Annotated in this window: 13 protein-coding genes and 6 tRNA genes; 2 read left to right on the top strand and 17 right to left on the bottom strand. The window is 37.3% G+C overall.

What is annotated here, in order from left to right; all coding sequences use genetic code 11:
- Positions 1–7: 7 nt before the first annotated feature.
- Positions 8–1471, bottom strand: a complete 1464-nt coding sequence (locus BM157_RS09910; RefSeq protein ID WP_082421648.1) for a uracil-xanthine permease family protein — start codon at positions 1469–1471, stop codon at positions 8–10.
- A gap of 122 nt (positions 1472–1593) precedes the next feature.
- On the bottom strand, positions 1594–2610 hold the full coding sequence (locus tag BM157_RS09905; RefSeq protein ID WP_242854162.1) for a sugar kinase: 1017 nt from the start codon (positions 2608–2610) through the stop codon (positions 1594–1596).
- A 240-nt stretch (positions 2611–2850) separates the two neighbouring features.
- On the opposite strand from BM157_RS09905, the gene BM157_RS09900 reads away from it, so the two are divergent.
- Positions 2851–3288 (top strand): MarR family winged helix-turn-helix transcriptional regulator, encoded by a 438-nt coding sequence (locus BM157_RS09900; protein WP_055176747.1) that lies wholly within the window; start codon positions 2851–2853, stop codon positions 3286–3288.
- 188 nt (positions 3289–3476) lie between these two features.
- Here the strand turns inward: BM157_RS09900 and BM157_RS09895 are convergent, their stop codons facing one another.
- Positions 3477–5843 carry a YhgE/Pip domain-containing protein gene (locus tag BM157_RS09895; protein ID WP_055176744.1) on the bottom strand — a complete coding sequence of 789 codons (2367 nt, stop codon included), beginning with the start codon at positions 5841–5843 and terminating at the stop codon, positions 3477–3479.
- Between the two features lie 87 nt (positions 5844–5930).
- Positions 5931–8018, bottom strand: a complete 2088-nt coding sequence (locus BM157_RS09890) for an efflux RND transporter permease subunit (protein ID WP_055176741.1) — start codon at positions 8016–8018, stop codon at positions 5931–5933.
- Positions 8019–8317: 299 nt separating this feature from the next.
- On the opposite strand from BM157_RS09890, the gene BM157_RS09885 reads away from it, so the two are divergent.
- The gene (locus BM157_RS09885) at positions 8318–8953 is read left to right on the top strand and encodes a TetR/AcrR family transcriptional regulator (RefSeq protein ID WP_055306935.1); all 636 of its coding nucleotides are present in this window, start codon (positions 8318–8320) and stop codon (positions 8951–8953) included.
- Between the two features lie 173 nt (positions 8954–9126).
- Here the strand turns inward: BM157_RS09885 and rsmI are convergent, their stop codons facing one another.
- The 13 genes from rsmI to BM157_RS09820 all read right to left on the bottom strand — a co-directional run bounded on the left by rsmI (position 9127) and on the right by BM157_RS09820 (position 16328).
- The gene (gene rsmI / locus BM157_RS09880; protein WP_022501526.1) at positions 9127–10050 is read right to left on the bottom strand and encodes a 16S rRNA (cytidine(1402)-2'-O)-methyltransferase; all 924 of its coding nucleotides are present in this window, start codon (positions 10048–10050) and stop codon (positions 9127–9129) included.
- Between the two features lie 23 nt (positions 10051–10073).
- Positions 10074–10826, bottom strand: coding sequence for a tRNA1(Val) (adenine(37)-N6)-methyltransferase (locus BM157_RS09875; RefSeq protein ID WP_242854161.1), 753 nt, complete (start codon positions 10824–10826; stop codon positions 10074–10076).
- Positions 10816–11727 (bottom strand): PSP1 domain-containing protein, encoded by a 912-nt coding sequence (locus tag BM157_RS09870; protein WP_055176736.1) that lies wholly within the window; start codon positions 11725–11727, stop codon positions 10816–10818. Before BM157_RS09870 ends, BM157_RS09875 begins: the two co-directional genes overlap by 11 nt.
- Before the next feature lie 65 nt (positions 11728–11792).
- On the bottom strand, positions 11793–12788 hold the full coding sequence (locus tag BM157_RS09865) for a DNA polymerase III subunit (protein WP_055176733.1): 996 nt from the start codon (positions 12786–12788) through the stop codon (positions 11793–11795).
- A gap of 14 nt (positions 12789–12802) precedes the next feature.
- Complete coding sequence (locus BM157_RS09860) at positions 12803–13243, bottom strand: YaaR family protein (protein WP_022501530.1); 441 nt, start codon at positions 13241–13243, stop codon at positions 12803–12805.
- Positions 13244–13331: 88 nt separating this feature from the next.
- Positions 13332–13928 (bottom strand): nucleoside/nucleotide kinase family protein, encoded by a 597-nt coding sequence (locus BM157_RS09855; protein WP_055176729.1) that lies wholly within the window; start codon positions 13926–13928, stop codon positions 13332–13334.
- Positions 13916–15607 carry an aminotransferase class I/II-fold pyridoxal phosphate-dependent enzyme gene (locus BM157_RS09850; protein ID WP_090140931.1) on the bottom strand — a complete coding sequence of 564 codons (1692 nt, stop codon included), beginning with the start codon at positions 15605–15607 and terminating at the stop codon, positions 13916–13918. The genes BM157_RS09855 and BM157_RS09850 overlap by 13 nt, the downstream gene beginning before the upstream one ends.
- 124 nt (positions 15608–15731) lie before the next feature.
- Positions 15732–15804, bottom strand: a tRNA-Phe gene (locus BM157_RS09845).
- A 4-nt stretch (positions 15805–15808) separates the two neighbouring features.
- A tRNA-Met gene (locus BM157_RS09840) sits at positions 15809–15882 on the bottom strand.
- 47 nt (positions 15883–15929) lie between these two features.
- Positions 15930–16011 (bottom strand) — tRNA-Tyr (locus tag BM157_RS09835).
- A 60-nt stretch (positions 16012–16071) separates the two neighbouring features.
- A tRNA-Thr gene (locus BM157_RS09830) sits at positions 16072–16143 on the bottom strand.
- Between the two features lie 7 nt (positions 16144–16150).
- Positions 16151–16223: transfer RNA gene (locus BM157_RS09825), tRNA-Val, on the bottom strand.
- 31 nt (positions 16224–16254) lie between these two features.
- Positions 16255–16328: transfer RNA gene (locus BM157_RS09820), tRNA-Asp, on the bottom strand.
- Positions 16329–16330: the final 2 nt, after the last annotated feature.

Genomic DNA, 16330 nt, shown 5'->3' with positions numbered 1-16330 from the left:
CTGTACCTTATTTAGTTACAGCCTTTTCCTTTATTGTTGCTGCTTCTTCTGAAACAACTTCTTTAACCGTTTCCTCAGCTTTATCCTTAGGAAGAATTATGTTAAGTAATATTGCTACAAATGCTGCTGGAACAATACCAGACTCACCAAACATAAGCTGTACTGCCTGTGGTGTATGTGCAAGGATTGCAGGGCTTACACCCATACCATAGCCTACACCAAGTGCAACCGATACAATAGAAAGCCTTCTTGCATCAAGCGGCTCCTTAGTGATAAGCTGGATACCACTTACAATAATTGATGAGAACATCATAACTGCCGCACCACCAAGTACTGACTGTGGCATGATTGATATTAATGCTCCAAGCTTAGGAATAAGACCACATAATATAAGGAATACAGCACCAGATGCAAGTGCAATTCTGTTAACAACCTTAGTCATTGCAACAAGGCCAACATTCTGGCTGAATGATGTATTAGGAAGCACACCGAAAAGTGCTGCAAGCGATGAACCTAAACCATCACACATAACTCCGCCTGAAAGTTCTTTATCTGTCGCTTCTCTTCCTACTCCACCGACCATAACACCTGATATATCTCCAACAGTTTCTACTGCTGTTACAACAAACATAACAAGCACAGGAAGTATTGCTCTTAAGTCAAACACTGGCTTAACTGGCATGAACTTAGGAATCGCAATCCACTTAGCTTCTGCAACCTTATTCCAGTTAAGTACCCATGACTTAGTATATTCAACTCCCTCAGCATTAACTGCTGTATGTGGAAGCACACAGCCCATAATAGCTGCTACAATATAACCAACTATAATTCCAATCAGTATAGATGATGAACTAAGATATCCCTTTGTCCAGTGCTTAACGAATAATATAACAATAAGCACAACAAACGCCAGAAACAGATTCTCTAATGAGCCAAAGTCTTTAGCCCCGTTTCCACCACCGAATGAATTGATACCAACAGAAATAAGTGACAGTCCAATAGAAAGCACAACAGTTCCTGTTACAACTGATGGGAAAAATCTTCTTAAAGGCTTAATAAATGCACCAAGCACAGTTTCAAAAAGACCACCTATAATGGATGCTCCCATAATTGCACCATAGGCTAATACTCCGCCTCCCATAACCTTTGTTATACTGCTGAATACTCCGATAAATCCAGAGCTTGTACCCATAATAATAGGCACCTTGCCTCCAACAGGTCCAATTGAAAACAACTGTATAAGTGTTACAATACCAGCTATAATCATAGCATTCTGTAAAAGTGCAACCTGAATAGATGCATACTCACTTCCTGCTCCAATACCACAGGCTCCTGTAATAATAAGCAACGGTGTAAGATTTCCTACAAACATCGCCATAACGTGCTGAAGTCCAAGTGGTATCGCCTGTTTTAATGAAAGCTTTCCATTAAAATCATATGCCTCCGGCATAAGTTCTTTTATTTTTTTCATATATCCTCCGGTATATTAACCATAATCTATCTGTTATTAATCTCATATGAAGAAGGTCTAGGGAAAATCATTATTCAAGTACTGATTTTCCTTAGACCTTCCTTCTGTATGACCTACGCTTATTATCTCTGCACATCAAATGAAGCATTATTCATAAGTCGCTTAATCTGGTCAACGCTTGTGATGTTAGTATCGCCGCGGATAGCGTGCTTCATTACTGAAGAAGCTACTGCGAAATTGACGATATCTTCGTGCTTCCAGTCATTCTGCATAAGAGCATAGATAAGACCAGAAGAGAATGCATCTCCACCACCAACACGGTCAACAATCTCAAAATTGAGTGTCTTGCTTTCGTAAGTCTTTCCGTCAGCATAGTAGAAAGCCTTAAGAGAGTTATTACTTCCTGAATGAACATAACGTACTGTTCTTGCAATTGCTTTCATATGGTACTGCTCATCAATAGCCTTGAATACTCTGTCCATATCCTCAAATGATGGATCCATAGTAAGGCCGTCCTTAACATCTGTACCATCTGCATTGTATACATGGATAGGCTCAATACCTATAAGTACATCTACATATGGAAGATATCTGCTGAGTACATCCCTTGCTGTTTCAAAAGACCATAATGTACTTCTGAAATTAGGATCAAAGCTTACCGTAAGTCCAAGCTTCTTAGCTGCCTTGATAGCCTTATCTATAAGACGACGGCAGTTATATGAAAGAGCTGGTGTGATGCCACTTAAATGTAACCAGTCATAATCCTTTAAGATGTTCTCAAAATCTACATCCTTATAATCATATTCAGCAAATGCTGAGCTTCCTCTATCATATATTACCTGTGAAGGTCTTACTGAAACACCTTCTTCAAGGTAATAAAGTCCCATTCTTCCGTCAGACTTGATAATGTGCTTAGTGTGTACATCATTAGCCTTAAGGTAGTTGATACAAGACTTACCAAGGTCTGTGTTAGGTAATACTGTAAAAAATGTTGAATCTACACCAAGGTTAGCGAGTGAAACTGCTACGTTGGCTTCTGCTCCACCATAGTTAACTATGAAATTGTGGGTTGTAACTATCTTCTCATAGTTAGGTGGTGACAATCTTAACATCAATTCGCCAATTGCTATGAACTTCATACGTGCCTCCATCTATCATTAAACTTTAAACCTGATATTAAGTAATATTTTATGGCAATAATCTGTACTTTTATTGCTCTATATTGTCAAAATAATACTCCATTTAATGATACTACTTATCCTATAAAATTGCAAATTGTATTTAACGCATTAACTCATAAATACCGCAGTATTTTGTTGCATTAACACACCATTTCATTGTATAATTAAAAATATTTTGAAGCGAGGAAAGTAATACCTATGGACATTTACGAATCATTGAACTCTATTTTAGTAACTTTATTCAATGATATAATGAACATTGAAGAAAAGGCTTTAATTACAGATGAATTTTCTGACATCACAGTTACTGATATGCACATAATTGAAGCTATCGGAATTAAAGAGCCACGCACTATGGGAACAATATCCAAGGCCTTAGGCGTGACTATGGGAACTCTTACAGTCGGCATTAACGGACTTGTTAAAAAGGGATATGTAATAAGGACAAGAAGTGAAGAAGACCGCCGTGTCGTATATGCTTCCCTCACACCAAAGGGTAATGCGGCATACACTCACCATATGAGATTTCATCGGGATATGATTAAACATATAACTGACGATTTAAGCGAAGATGAAGCCGCCGTACTTATTAAGACATTTACAAGACTTGAAGATTATTTTAAAAGCATATCATAACATTCAAAATGATTATGGAATTATATTAACATATAACTATACTGTCGCAGCTGCGTAACCTTTAACGCACTGTCTGCATAGCAAAAACCCCACAGATATGAATTTCTGTGGGGTTTTTTGAAAGATTATTAATCTTTCCGCCGACCGGGCCGGCATAATTTATATATGAGAGTTTTGGAAAAGTAAGCTTATTTAGTTAATTCAGCTGTCTTATATATAAACGTTACTGAATTATCCTTACCATCTGACTTACCAAGGAATGTGTTGTAATTCTGACCAAGCTTGATTACTTCCTTGATTGTATCTACTGCTGTATCAGCATCATCACCAACAAGACTTGTAATAGCTTTAATACCTGTCTCATTGAATTCTGCCATACCATCTTTAAGTGTTATAGCACCATCATTAAGCTGTGTTACACCATCTGCTAAAGTTACAGAAGATGACTTAAGTGTTGATGTTCCATCAGCAAGCTGTGTAGAACCACTTCTTAAAGCTTCGTTGTTAGAATTAAGTGTGCTGAAACCGCCTGCAATCTGTTCAATACCACCGTTAAGTGTATCATTATTGTCGTTAAGCTGTGCAAGTCCTGCGCTTATCTGTGCTATACCACCATTAAGTGTATCATTGTTATCGCTAAGCTGTGCAAGTCCTGCACTTATCTGTGCTATACCACCATTAAGTGTATCATTGTTACCACTAAGCTGTGCAAGTCCTGCATTAAGCTGTGATGCACCTGCGTTAAGTGTATCGTTATTCTTAACAAGTTCACCAAGTCCGTCTGTTAATGACTGGCTTCCATCTGTAAGCTGCTTTAATGCTGCATTAATAGTTTCATTATTGCTAAGATTGCTAACAACTGCATCTAATGCACTTGAAGCACCTATATTACCAGCAGCCTTAATAAGAAGTCCTAACTGGTTAGCATATACATAATCCTTTGAACCAGCCTGTGATACCTGTGGAGTATATGGCTTACCGCTTGTCACAGCTTCTGTATATGTCTCTGTTATTATATTAGTTGTATAAGCTGTAAGATACTTTACAAAATAAGTCGATATATCTGTTGCTGCCTCACTACTGCTCTTCTTACCCAGATTACTAAGGTCTGTTGCTATAGTTACATCACTAAGGCCTAATGCTGTTCCTAATTTCTGTAAATCAGCTGCCTGCTCCATAACAGTCTTTCCTGTTGAGTCTGCTACAGAATTCATCTTATAAGCTGTTGAATTAGCTGCAAGTTCCTTAACAACATTTCCAATAAGTGCTGTCTTAATGCTCTTTATTCCTTCATTTAATTGTGAAGCTCCTGCCTCTGCACTAGCAACACCATCTGTATAAGCCTTTAAACCTGTCTGTAATGAAACTGCACCTGCTGCCGCACTGGCAACACCGCCTGTATATGTTGAAAGACCACTCTGTAATGTGCCTGAACCTGCATTAAGTGCTCCTACACCATCAGTATAAGTCTTTAAACCTGACTGTAACTGTCCTGCACCTGCACCAAGCTGGTTAGCTCCTGCTGTGTATGCACTGATACCATCCTTAAGCTGTCCTGCACCTGCTGCCAGAGCTGTAGCACCATCTGTATAAGCATAGATACCATCTTTAAGCTGGCTTGCACCATCATTTAACTGGTTCACGCCATCTGTAAGTGCTGGAATACTGTCAGAAAGTGTCTGTGTACCATTCTGGAGAGTAACTGTTCCATCTGTAAGCTGGTCAGCTGCTGACTGAAGCTCATTCATCTTATCTTCAAGCTTAGCAAGTGAGAAATCATCTGTATCTATATCATTAAGTGTGCTTGTTGTAGCAACTGACATAGACATATCAAGCTCGAAATCCTCTACATCTGCTGATATTTCAAAGTATTCTGGAATATCCATATCAAGGCTTTCACCATCAAACTTAAGGTTTAAAGTATCCTTTAAGCCTGGCATAGCCATACCAAGTGCAATGATATTATCGCCAACCTTGCTTACCTTGCCGTTAGTAACTTCTACATTACTGAACTTATCTGTTGGAAGAAGTGTTCCTGTAATCATAGTAAATGGAACATAAGCTGTCTGTGACTTTCCATTAACTGTTATATTCTTCTTCTCATTGTTAGTATAGTCATATCTGATAGTAACCTTACCACTCTTGCCAATCATATCTTCTGGCTTAGTTTCAACACCATTTAACTTGTAAGTAACCTTTATTGAAACAGGAGCAGTCTTATCAGATGTGCTCTGGTTAGTTGTTGTTTCGCCCTTAGAATCAGTAACCTTTTCTGTTACAAGAACGTGATCCTGAGTTCCGTCTGCCTTATCAAATACATATACCATCTCGTCTCTTGTATTTGTCTTTAATGTACTTGTATTTGATATTGAAAGCTCGTTCTTAATAGCATTTGTTATAATATTCTCTGTATTAGAAGCAGCCTCACTGCTTATTGCAACCTCACTGCCTGTCTGATTATATGCTGTGCTAGTGCCACAGCCTGTAAGTGTTGAAGCAATAAGAACAACACTTAATAATACTGAACTATATTTAAATAAAGTCTTCTTAACCATAACTATTCCTCCATTTTCTTACTTCCTGATATATTCTTATATCTGTTACGGCATATACACCTTTGACCCGTTCATACATCTTTCTGATTACATATCCTGATTCTTCTTAGGCTTAAATCCTATACTTGTATTGATAATGAGCTTATCACATAATACAAACAATGATGGAAGTATGAAGATAACTACGAACATACTTATAATTGCACCACGCGCCATAAGTGTACAAAGCGAACCAATCATATCAACTGAAGCTATACATCCAACACCAAATGTTGCGGCAAAGAAACCAAGCGCACTAACAATAATTGATGGTATTGATGTTGAAAGAGCTATCTGGATTGCTTCCTTCTTAGCGTATCCCTGGCTTCTTTCCTTCTTATATCTTGTTGTCATAAGAATAGCATAATCGACTGTTGCACCAAGCTGGATAGTACCGATAACTACTGATGCAATAAATGGTATCTGTGTATGCGTAAAATATGGAATACCCATATTAACAAAGATAGCAAATTCGATTGCTGAAACAAGTATAATTGGAAGCGATATTGATTTAAGTACGAACAGGATAATAACAAATATAGCTACTATTGATACCGCACTGACTGTCTTAAAGTCCTTATCTGTTATAGTGATAAGATCCTTGGTACAAGGAGCTTCACCAACTACCATTGCCTTAGAATCGTAAGACTTTACAATATCATTCACCTTACTAATCTGATTGTTAATTTCATCTGATGCTATTTTGTAATCTGTAGCAATCATCATTATCTGATAATCTTCACCCTTAAGCTCTGATACTGTCTTAGCCGGTAAGAATTCCTGTGGAATACCAGACTTAAGTGCTGTGTCAAGTCCGAGTGCGAACTGTACACCGTCTACATCACCTAACTTATCAAGCATTTCGTTAGCTGTATCTGTAGACATACTAGAGTCAGCAAGTATCATATAGATTGAATTCATATCAAAGTTTTCTTCCAGCTTCTTATTAGCCTGTGAGCAGGCAAGGTCATCTGGAAGTGTATCAGACAAATCATAATATACTGATGTATGATTCTGTCCATATATAGCAGGTCCTAATAATACAACAAAGACAATTACAAATATCCATGAGTGGTTTACTATAAATGTAGCAAGCTTATCGAAGTTTGGCATAATCTCACGATGCATTGTCTTCTCTAATGCCCTGTCAAATGTAAGTATCAATGATGGAAGGATTGTTACACAACCGATAACACCGAATACAACACCCTTTGCCATAACGATACCAAGGTCAAGACCAAGTGTGAAGCTCATAAAGCAAAGTGCAATGAAACCTGCAACTGTTGTTATAGAAGAACCAACTACGGATGTAAGTGTATTACTAATGGCAACTGCCATCGCTTCCTTGTGGTCATCCGGATATATTTCCTTCATTTCCTTGTAGCTGTGCCATAAGAAGATTGAATAATCCAGTGTAACACCTAACTGAAGTACAGCCGCAAGAGCTTTAGTTATATATGAAACCTCACCTAATAAAATGTTAGAACCCAGGTTGTATACAATTGCCATTCCTATACTTATCATAAAGAATACTGGTACAAGAAATGAATCCATAAATATAGCAAGCACGATACATACAAGAACTACTGCTATAAGTACATAAAGTGGTGTCTCTTTCTCCGAAAGATTCTTAGTATCCGTAACTACTGCTGACATACCACTTATAAAGGCCTGACCCTCTGTCTGCTCTCTTATCTGTATGATAGCATTCATAGTATCATCACTTGAAGTTGTATTATCGAAGAATATTGCAAATAAAGTTGTATCTGTGCTGTCATTCTCGAAATACTTTCTGAATTTTGATGGAACAATCTCAGATGGAACATCTTCACCAACTATTCCTGTGTAAGAAATAACCTGTGCAACGTGGTCTACATTCTCTACCTTCTTAATAAGTCTGTCAGTAGACTTCGTATCCATATTCTGGACAACGACCATCGCGTATGCACCCTTATTGAAGTCATCCATAAGAATGTCCTGACCCTGCATAGTCTCTATCTCATTCGGAAGATAATACAGAATATCGTAATTAACTCTTGTATTAAAGTATCCGATTGCAGATGGAATAAGAAGCAGGAAACTCAGAATAAGAATTGGAATTCTGAGTTTAACAATTACTTTTCCAAACTTTTCCATAACTCGCCTCATTTCTACGTCTGCGACGTAATTTTACTTTGATTGGACTGATAACCTCTCAATAATTAATAACTCTCTTAATTAATTACATTTATTATCAATTCAATACATATGACCGTGATCTCTCAAATATGACTTTTGGTCATTTTCTTTGCAAGTGTTATTCTAGCACAAAATGACCGATAGTCAATACTCAAAATGACTAAAAGTCATTTTTTTATAGATTTTTTATTTTCAACATGGTAGAATATTAATTGACAGAACAACTAATATTATGCCTGCATTAGATTGGAGATTTTATGGGAAAACTTGAGAACAACAAACAACAGAAAAGGACTTCCCTCTTAGATACAGCTTTTAAGCTCTTTACAACGCAGGGTGTTTCCAAGACATCAATTGCCGAGATTTCACAGAAAGCTGGAATTGCCAAGGGAACTTTTTATCTGTATTTCAAAGATAAATATGATATAAGAAATAAGCTCGTTTCTCACGAGGCAAGCAAGCTCTTTAAAAATGCAGTGAGTGCATTAGAGCTTCATATAAAAGAACAGCAGATTAATGACCATTCGTTTACAATTACATTTACTGAGGAGATTATATTTATTGCTGACCACATAATTAATGTGCTTAACACCAACCAGACACTTCTTACATTTATATCAAAGAACCTGTCGTGGGGAATATTTAAAGAGGCTCTTACAACCAATGTCGCTGATGACGACATTAATTTTAAAGATATCTACTATGAAATGCTTGAAGACTCTGGTCTTAACCTCAACGAGCCCGAGATTATGCTGTTTATGATTGTCGAGCTTATAAGCTCAACATGCTACAGCTCAATCCTTTACAAAGAACCAGCTGATATTGACAGGCTCAAGCCTTACCTTTATAAGGCCATTAAGGCAATTATCAATGAACATACAATAGAAGATTAGAAGATAAGAAATCCCCTTCCTTACCAGAAATATTATCTGACAAAGAAGGGGATTTGTACCACTCCACCTATAATTTTAAAATTTACTCTTAAATTTATTTTAGCTAAGACTCTCTTTTAATCACTCTTTTATATAAGTTTTTAACATTTGTGTAACATTTTTTCTTTTAAGAACTAATTTCCCAGAAGCTTATTATATATATCCCTCTTAGATACGCCCCTGTCCCTGGCTGCTGCCTTCATAGCCTCTTTTTTATCAAGTCCCTGTGCTATATACATATCAACGTGTTCCTGCTCAGACATAGTAAGCCACTGTGCCTGTGCTTCCTCTTTAAGCTCATTTCTGTCTTTTCCAGCAATTACAAGAACATACTCGCCCCTTGGCTGGTTATTCTCATAATAACTGCACGCCTCTGCAAGCGTTGTAACCATACTATTCTCATAGCGTTTGGTAAGTTCCTTGCATATAGTAACTGCCCTGCTTCCTCCTAACACCTCAGAAAGCTCTTTAAGTGTCTTTAAAAGCCTGTGTGGAGCTTCGTATATAATCATTGTTCTTGTTTCATCTTCAAGCTCTTTTAATATGTCTTTACGCTCATTCTTGTCCGCCGGAAGAAATGCTTCAAATGCAAAACGTCTTGTTGCCTGTCCCGACATTGTAAGTGCCGTTATACACGCTGCCGCACCAGGAACTGATGATACCTTAATTCCTGATGCAAGTGCCTGCCTTACAAGCTCCTCTCCCGGGTCAGATATTCCAGGTGTTCCAGCATCAGTTATTACAGCGACTGACATTCCTTTAAGCATCTTCTCAACAAGCACCTTTGCCTTATCATACTTGTTATATTCATGATAGCTTGTCATCGGCGTATTAATCTCAAAATGATTAAGCAGCTTTATGCTGTTTCTCGTATCCTCCGCCGCAATAATATCAACTTCCTTTAATATCCTTAACACCCTGAACGTAATATCCTCAAGATTACCAATCGGAGTTGCACACAAATATAACTGCCCAACTCCGCTATTATTATGAGAGCCATTAAATTCTTCAAGTGCCTGCACACTATCATAATCAATATCTGTAATATTATCTTCCATACTGCTCCTCTCTTAAATTCATACTAATTGTACATTTTTAAAAGTTCTTCCGTGTAACTTCCATCGCTATTGTATACAATAAGTGGTTCTTCCACTATAAGCTGTGAACGTCCGCCCTTTACCGCCTCTATAAGCACCATATTAGCTGGCTTATCTATATGCGGATACACAAGCCTTATACGCTTTGGCTCAAGGTGGTTATTCTTCATAGAAGTAAATATATCTACAAGTCTTGATGGTCTGTGAACCATATACATATGTCCCTTAACCTTAAGGCACTTTGAAGCTTCCCTTACAACGTCCTCAAGACTGCATAGAAGCTCGTGTCTTGCGATTGCCTTGGCACTCTCAGGATTAACAATTCCGTGATTTTCATTCATATATGGTGGATTGCTTGTAACCACATTAAAAGAAGCCCCACCTAAAATATGTGAAGCTTCTTTAATATCACCTTTTACAATATTAACCTTGTCTGACAGACTATTAAGTTCAACATTTCTGACAGCAAGGTCATAACTGATATCCTGAATTTCCAAGCCTGTATACATACTGCCTGGATTTTTCGCCTGCATAAGAATTGGTATTACACCATTTCCAGTACCCATATCAAGCACCTTCTGGTTCTTTCCGGCCTTCGCAAATGTAGACAACAACACAGCATCCATTCCAAAACAGAACACATCTGTATTCTGGATTAGTCTGAGATTATCCCTGCATAAGTCATCAATTCTCTCATTGGCATTAATACCTGCATTAATCTTAGCATCAGTCATCATTAATATGGGCTTTTCCTTCCTTTTTCTCAAGCTCTTCGAGTTCTTTTAACTCTTTATCATCTATATTCATTCTGTCGTTTCTTCTCTTAGGCTTAAATCTAAGCTCAGCAACAGGATACTCTCTTATCTCTTTCTCATCTCCATCAAGTGTGACAATTACCTTAACAAGCTGTCTTAACACATTAACGCTTGATACCTCACCCTTTAACTTCTCAGGTGTAGTAACATAATCTCCCACATTAGGAAGGTTGCTGTTAAGCTCCTCGTAAGTTTCCTGCTCATTCTTAAGACAGCACATAAGTCTTCCACACACACCCGATATCTTTGATGGATTAAGCGATAAATTCTGTTCCTTTGCCATCTTAATTGACACTGGTATGAACTCTGGCATATATGTTGCACAGCACAATGGTCTTCCACAAGAACCAATTCCGCCTAATATCTTAGTTTCATCTCTTACACCAATCTGACGAAGTTCAATTCTTGTCTTAAATACTGCTGCCAGATCCTTTACAAGCTCTCTGAAATCAATTCTTCCATCCGCTGTAAAGTAGAACAATACTTTATTATTGTCAAATGTATACTCAACCTTTATAAGCTTCATTTCAAGATTATGCTTCTTAATCTTCTCAAGACATATCTTATACGCTTCTTTTTCCTTTTCCCTGTTCTTAGCTTCCCTTTCATCATCATCAGGTGTCGATATTCTGATAATAGCCTTAAGCGGCTGTACAACTGCTGAATCCTCAACCTCTCTTTCACCAAGAACAACGTGGCCATACTCAATTCCTCTTGCTGTTTCAACAATAACGTGCTGACCAACCTCAACATTATACTGTCCCGGTGCAAAGAAATATATTTTGCCCACCTGCCTGAATCTAACACCAACAACTTTAGTCATCTATTTTTAATCTCCAATCCTGCCAAATATTAATTCCTAACATCAGCCAATTATTCACTAACTGCCTACATATCCTCTTTCATAGCCATAATAAGAAGTTCTATGCATAAGTCAAAATTAACATTGGCCTTAAGTCTTACCTTTACTTTATCTATAGAATTAAGTATATCCTGAATTCCTTCGTATGACATAACCTCAGCCTGCGATTTGATAAGCGAAATCTCATCACTAAATATTAGATAATTCGTATCATTAGTACTCTTAAACATAAGCACGTCCCTGAACCACATAGCCATAAGATCAAGATAATCGTCTATTGTAAGCTTGTAATTAGTCACATCTTTAACAACTGCCATTATGTCTGCCGCCGTCATATCCTTCACATTCTTGATAACGTGCATAACATCATTCTTTAAATGTGCGAATTCCGTACTTTCTATAATAGTCTTAGCACGTCCAATCTTACCCTGTGCAAAATCAGCCGCAAACTTACGTTCATATTCTGACACGTCATAGTTATCCTTAAGATAATCCATAACTACGCTTTCCTTTAATGGCTTTAAATCAAGAAGCACACATCTTGATATAATAGTCTGTAAGAAAATGTCTGCGTTAGTCGTAAGAAATATAACAATACCATACGCTGGTGGCTCTTCTATAGTCTTAAGAAGTGCATTCTGTGCCTGCACTGTAAGCTTCTCAGCCTCATCTATAATGTATATCTTATAACGGCTTGAGTATGGTTTAATAAGCATATCTGATATTATCTGATCTCTTACATCATCTACACCTATACTTGCAGGCTTCTCGTGTCGTACCCATATTATATCAGGCTGATTGCCTGACTCTGTCTGTATACAGGAATGACATTTATTACAAGGCTTATTATCGCCTTCTGCCTCACACTGTAATGCTTTTGCAAATATCTTGGCAATCATCTTCTTTCCAGCACCAAGCCCTCCATTGATAATGTAAGCGTGTGATACCTTATCTAATTTAATTGCGTTCTGTAAATGCTCTTTAATTGTATCGTATCCATAAATATCTGAAAATGTGCTCATTATATACTCCAATCTTATGCTGATATATCAAGCAATAAACCCCTGATATCATCAATTCTTCCTACAATCTCAAGATGATTTTTCTCTTCTTTAACAAGTTCTCCTGCCAGCTCATCAAGATTCTTATCCACAAGTTTAACAATACCATATACTCTGTGTCTGCCTCGTCTATCAAGAAAGTTCTCTCTTGAGAACTTATGGGAACGGTTAACAACCTCATTAAGAAACCCCTTAACAAGCTCCCTGTACTTTCGCATATCCTTAATATCCATATGCTTTGCAATCTTCTCACCCTGCTCAGTAATCTGTTCCATCATACTGCCAAGCTTTTCCTGAAGATCCTTTTCTTCTATATTACTAATAAGAGTAAACTTAAAACTACTGTCCGTACTCTCTGTATTCTTCACCTGCTGAACTGAAGATGATGTCTGTATATCATTAATCTTTATATCCATAACTTTACTCTCTTTCGTGTCCACCATTATGTAATTGTATCATATAAATATCATTAATACAATTCAAGCCAACTCACTCTTACTGCATTTATAAAAGCTGCTGTTTAATTGCCTCTTTGATGTCCCTTATACAATCCTCTATTGTTCCATCGTTGCTAAATCTCTGATTAATTCCGGCTTCCTTAATCTTTTCCTCCGAGAAATCTTTACTGTCTGCAAGAAAACGCCTGCACATTTCCTCATACTGTGGTACTTCCTGCTTCTGTTCCCTGTTGATAGCTCTCATAAGCCTTATTCCATCATCGACTTCTATATATATCGGTAATATTGCATCTTTTCCAAAGTATGCACAAAATTTATTGTAAGCCTCAATAGTACCTATAACAATGTACTTGTCACCGCTTCCAAGCCTGATCTGCCCATCATCAACTGTAAAATACTTCCACTCTCCATACACTGTGTTATATATCCGCATCTCTATTACTTTATCCGCCGCTTCAAGCTCCAATGCCTTCTCATTATCTACATAATAATACTCTACACCTTCTTTTTCTCCAGCTCTCATAGGTCTTGTTGTATACATAATAACAGTCTTAAGATTTAGCTCCTTATCACCAACTAAAGCCTTAAATATATTATCTTTACCACTTGAACTTTTTCCCATTAAAAATGCTATCTCAGGCATAACAAAGCTCCTTCTTTTACACCTACAACCTCCAGACCTGCCTCACCAGCCGCCTGAAGTATTGCAATAATCTTTCGTGTAATAACCTCTCCCGGACATAATATCGGTATTCCCGGTGGATATACATACACTGACTCTCCACTTATCTTACCATATATCTTCTCATTATTCATCTGAATTTCATCACAACCTGATAAATCCCGCCTGTTAAATGCTTCCGCAATTGTTAAAGTCTGCTCATCCCTGAAATCGTCAATATTTATCTTATTACCATTATCCTCATCATTAATTAAAATCTCATCTTTACTTCTATTATTATATTTACTCCTACTCTCATCTATTTCTTCGTCTATCTCCTTTAATGCCGCAAGAACTCTATTATCTAATTCTTCGTCTATCTCTTTTAATGCCGCAAGAACTCTATTATCTAATTCTTCGTCTATCTCTTTTAATGCCGCAAGAAATCTATCATAATACTCCTGCGAGTCAAATATTGATGTCATCGCTATCACATACTTTATAGATGACATTTCAAGCTGGATTTTATATTTATAAAATAAAGTGTCATATAACCATTTTGCATCTTTATATCCTAATACAAGCTTTGATATGTCGTCTGTATTTATTAACCTGATGTGCTTTAATTCTGACAATCCATTTCTTAAAATAGTGAGCTTATCAACATATTCAGCAAATAATTTATCACCGTCATTCTTAACAATGCTTAAGCTTCTTGCTATGGAAGACATTAATATATACGATGGGCTTGTCGACTGGTATATATTCCAATACCTTCTTATGCGTTCTACATCAACTATTCCATAATTAATATGCATAATCGCTGTCTGTGTAAGCGATGGAAGTGTCTTATGCACACTGTTAATTACTATATCAGCTCCACACTTAACTGCTGACTGTGGAAAGCTTTCCGAGAAATTAAAATGTGCACCATGAGCCTCATCAACAATCAATGGAATATTATATTGATGAAGATACTCTGCTATTGATTTAATATCAGATACATTTCCCTCATAAGTTGGTGATGTAAGTATCACGGCTTTAATATCATTTCTGTCATGGTCTGAGCTGTATTTATCCACAATGTCCTTAATTTCTTTTAATGTTATCCCCTTATAATACCCATATTCCTCATCATATTCTGGATAAATATACACAGGATTCAGTTCATTGAGGATAACTGCATTATAAACTGATATATGACAGTTTCTTGCCATTATAACAACATCATTTTTATGGGTAACTCCGCATATTGCCGACATATTACCTGCAGTGCTTCCATTTACCAGATACCAGCTCTCATCAGCTCCATAAAGCTCCGCCGCCTCATCAAACGCATCTTTAATAATAGTTTCGGCATTGTGCATATTATCAAAACCATTAATCTCCGTTATATCTTTCTCATATGGATTTCCCATATCACCCATATATAACTCAATTAATTCTTTATTTCTCTTAGCCCCCGGCATATGCATAGGTACTATATTTTCATCTTTATATTTATCTAACTTAGACAATATATCATTATATTTAACATTCGGTTTAATGCCTGAATTTTTATTTGTAGTTCCTGCATTGCCATTCAATAATATATCATCATATTTAATATCCTTATTTGTAGTTCCTGTTTTATCCGATTTTCCCGTTTTATCTAAATTCATCTTTATACTCTTATCTCCATTCCAATTTATTGTTACACTCTCATCTTTTATTTACTGTTATTTATTATTGGGATACAAAAAAACCATAGATACTACATAACGTAATACCTATGGTATAAATAAGTGCCTAGAACCGGAATCGAACCAGTGACACGAGGATTTTCAGTCCTCTGCTCTACCGACTGAGCTATCTAGGCAAAGTAGCGGGGACAGGATTTGAACCTGTGACCTTCGGGTTATGAGCCCGACGAGCTTCCGAGCTGCTCTACCCCGCGTCATCTATAACTATTGTATTCATATATGATGAAGATTATTCATCAAATGGGCGGAGAAGGATTCGAACCTTCGAAGGCAGTGCCAGCAGATTTACAGTCTGTCCCCTTTGGCCACTCGGGAATCCACCCATATAAAATTAAATTAACAATAACCCTAGCCTTCCAACCAAGATATTATTGTTAATAAAAAGCCGACAGTCGGAGTCGAACCAACAACCTGCTGATTACAAATCAGCTGCTCTGCCATTGAGCCATGTCGGCATATAAATGGGACCTACAGGGCTCGAACCTGTGACCCTCTGCTTGTAAGGCAGATGCTCTCCCAGCTGAGCTAAGATCCCATATCAAATACCTACAATATATAATTGTAAACGACCCGGATGGGGTTCGAACCCACGACCTCCGCCGTGACAGGGCGGCGCTCTAACCAGCTGAGCCACCAGGCCAT

Source organism: [Lactobacillus] rogosae (assembly GCA_900112995.1).
Classification (GTDB): Bacteria; Bacillota; Clostridia; order Lachnospirales; family Lachnospiraceae; genus Lachnospira; species Lachnospira rogosae.
This window is presented reverse-complemented; position numbering and strand designations above follow the sequence as displayed.

What these genes read in the sequence shown, in the direction of transcription:
- BM157_RS09910 (WP_082421648.1), bottom strand. Translation starts at nt 1,471, where the DNA reads ATGAAAAAAATAAAAGAACTTATGCCGGAGGCATATGATTTTAATGGA.
- BM157_RS09905 (WP_242854162.1), bottom strand. Translation starts at nt 2,610, where the DNA reads ATGAAGTTCATAGCAATTGGCGAATTGATGTTAAGATTGTCACCACCT.
- BM157_RS09900 (WP_055176747.1), top strand. Translation starts at nt 2,851, where the DNA reads ATGGACATTTACGAATCATTGAACTCTATTTTAGTAACTTTATTCAAT.
- BM157_RS09895 (WP_055176744.1), bottom strand. Translation starts at nt 5,843, where the DNA reads ATGGTTAAGAAGACTTTATTTAAATATAGTTCAGTATTATTAAGTGTT.
- BM157_RS09890 (WP_055176741.1), bottom strand. Translation starts at nt 8,018, where the DNA reads ATGGAAAAGTTTGGAAAAGTAATTGTTAAACTCAGAATTCCAATTCTT.
- BM157_RS09885 (WP_055306935.1), top strand. Translation starts at nt 8,318, where the DNA reads ATGGGAAAACTTGAGAACAACAAACAACAGAAAAGGACTTCCCTCTTA.
- rsmI (WP_022501526.1), bottom strand. Translation starts at nt 10,050, where the DNA reads ATGGAAGATAATATTACAGATATTGATTATGATAGTGTGCAGGCACTT.
- BM157_RS09875 (WP_242854161.1), bottom strand. Translation starts at nt 10,826, where the DNA reads ATGATGACTGATGCTAAGATTAATGCAGGTATTAATGCCAATGAGAGA.
- BM157_RS09870 (WP_055176736.1), bottom strand. Translation starts at nt 11,727, where the DNA reads ATGACTAAAGTTGTTGGTGTTAGATTCAGGCAGGTGGGCAAAATATAT.
- BM157_RS09865 (WP_055176733.1), bottom strand. Translation starts at nt 12,788, where the DNA reads ATGAGCACATTTTCAGATATTTATGGATACGATACAATTAAAGAGCAT.
- BM157_RS09860 (WP_022501530.1), bottom strand. Translation starts at nt 13,243, where the DNA reads ATGGATATAAAGATTAATGATATACAGACATCATCTTCAGTTCAGCAG.
- BM157_RS09855 (WP_055176729.1), bottom strand. Translation starts at nt 13,928, where the DNA reads ATGCCTGAGATAGCATTTTTAATGGGAAAAAGTTCAAGTGGTAAAGAT.
- BM157_RS09850 (WP_090140931.1), bottom strand. Translation starts at nt 15,607, where the DNA reads ATGAATTTAGATAAAACGGGAAAATCGGATAAAACAGGAACTACAAAT.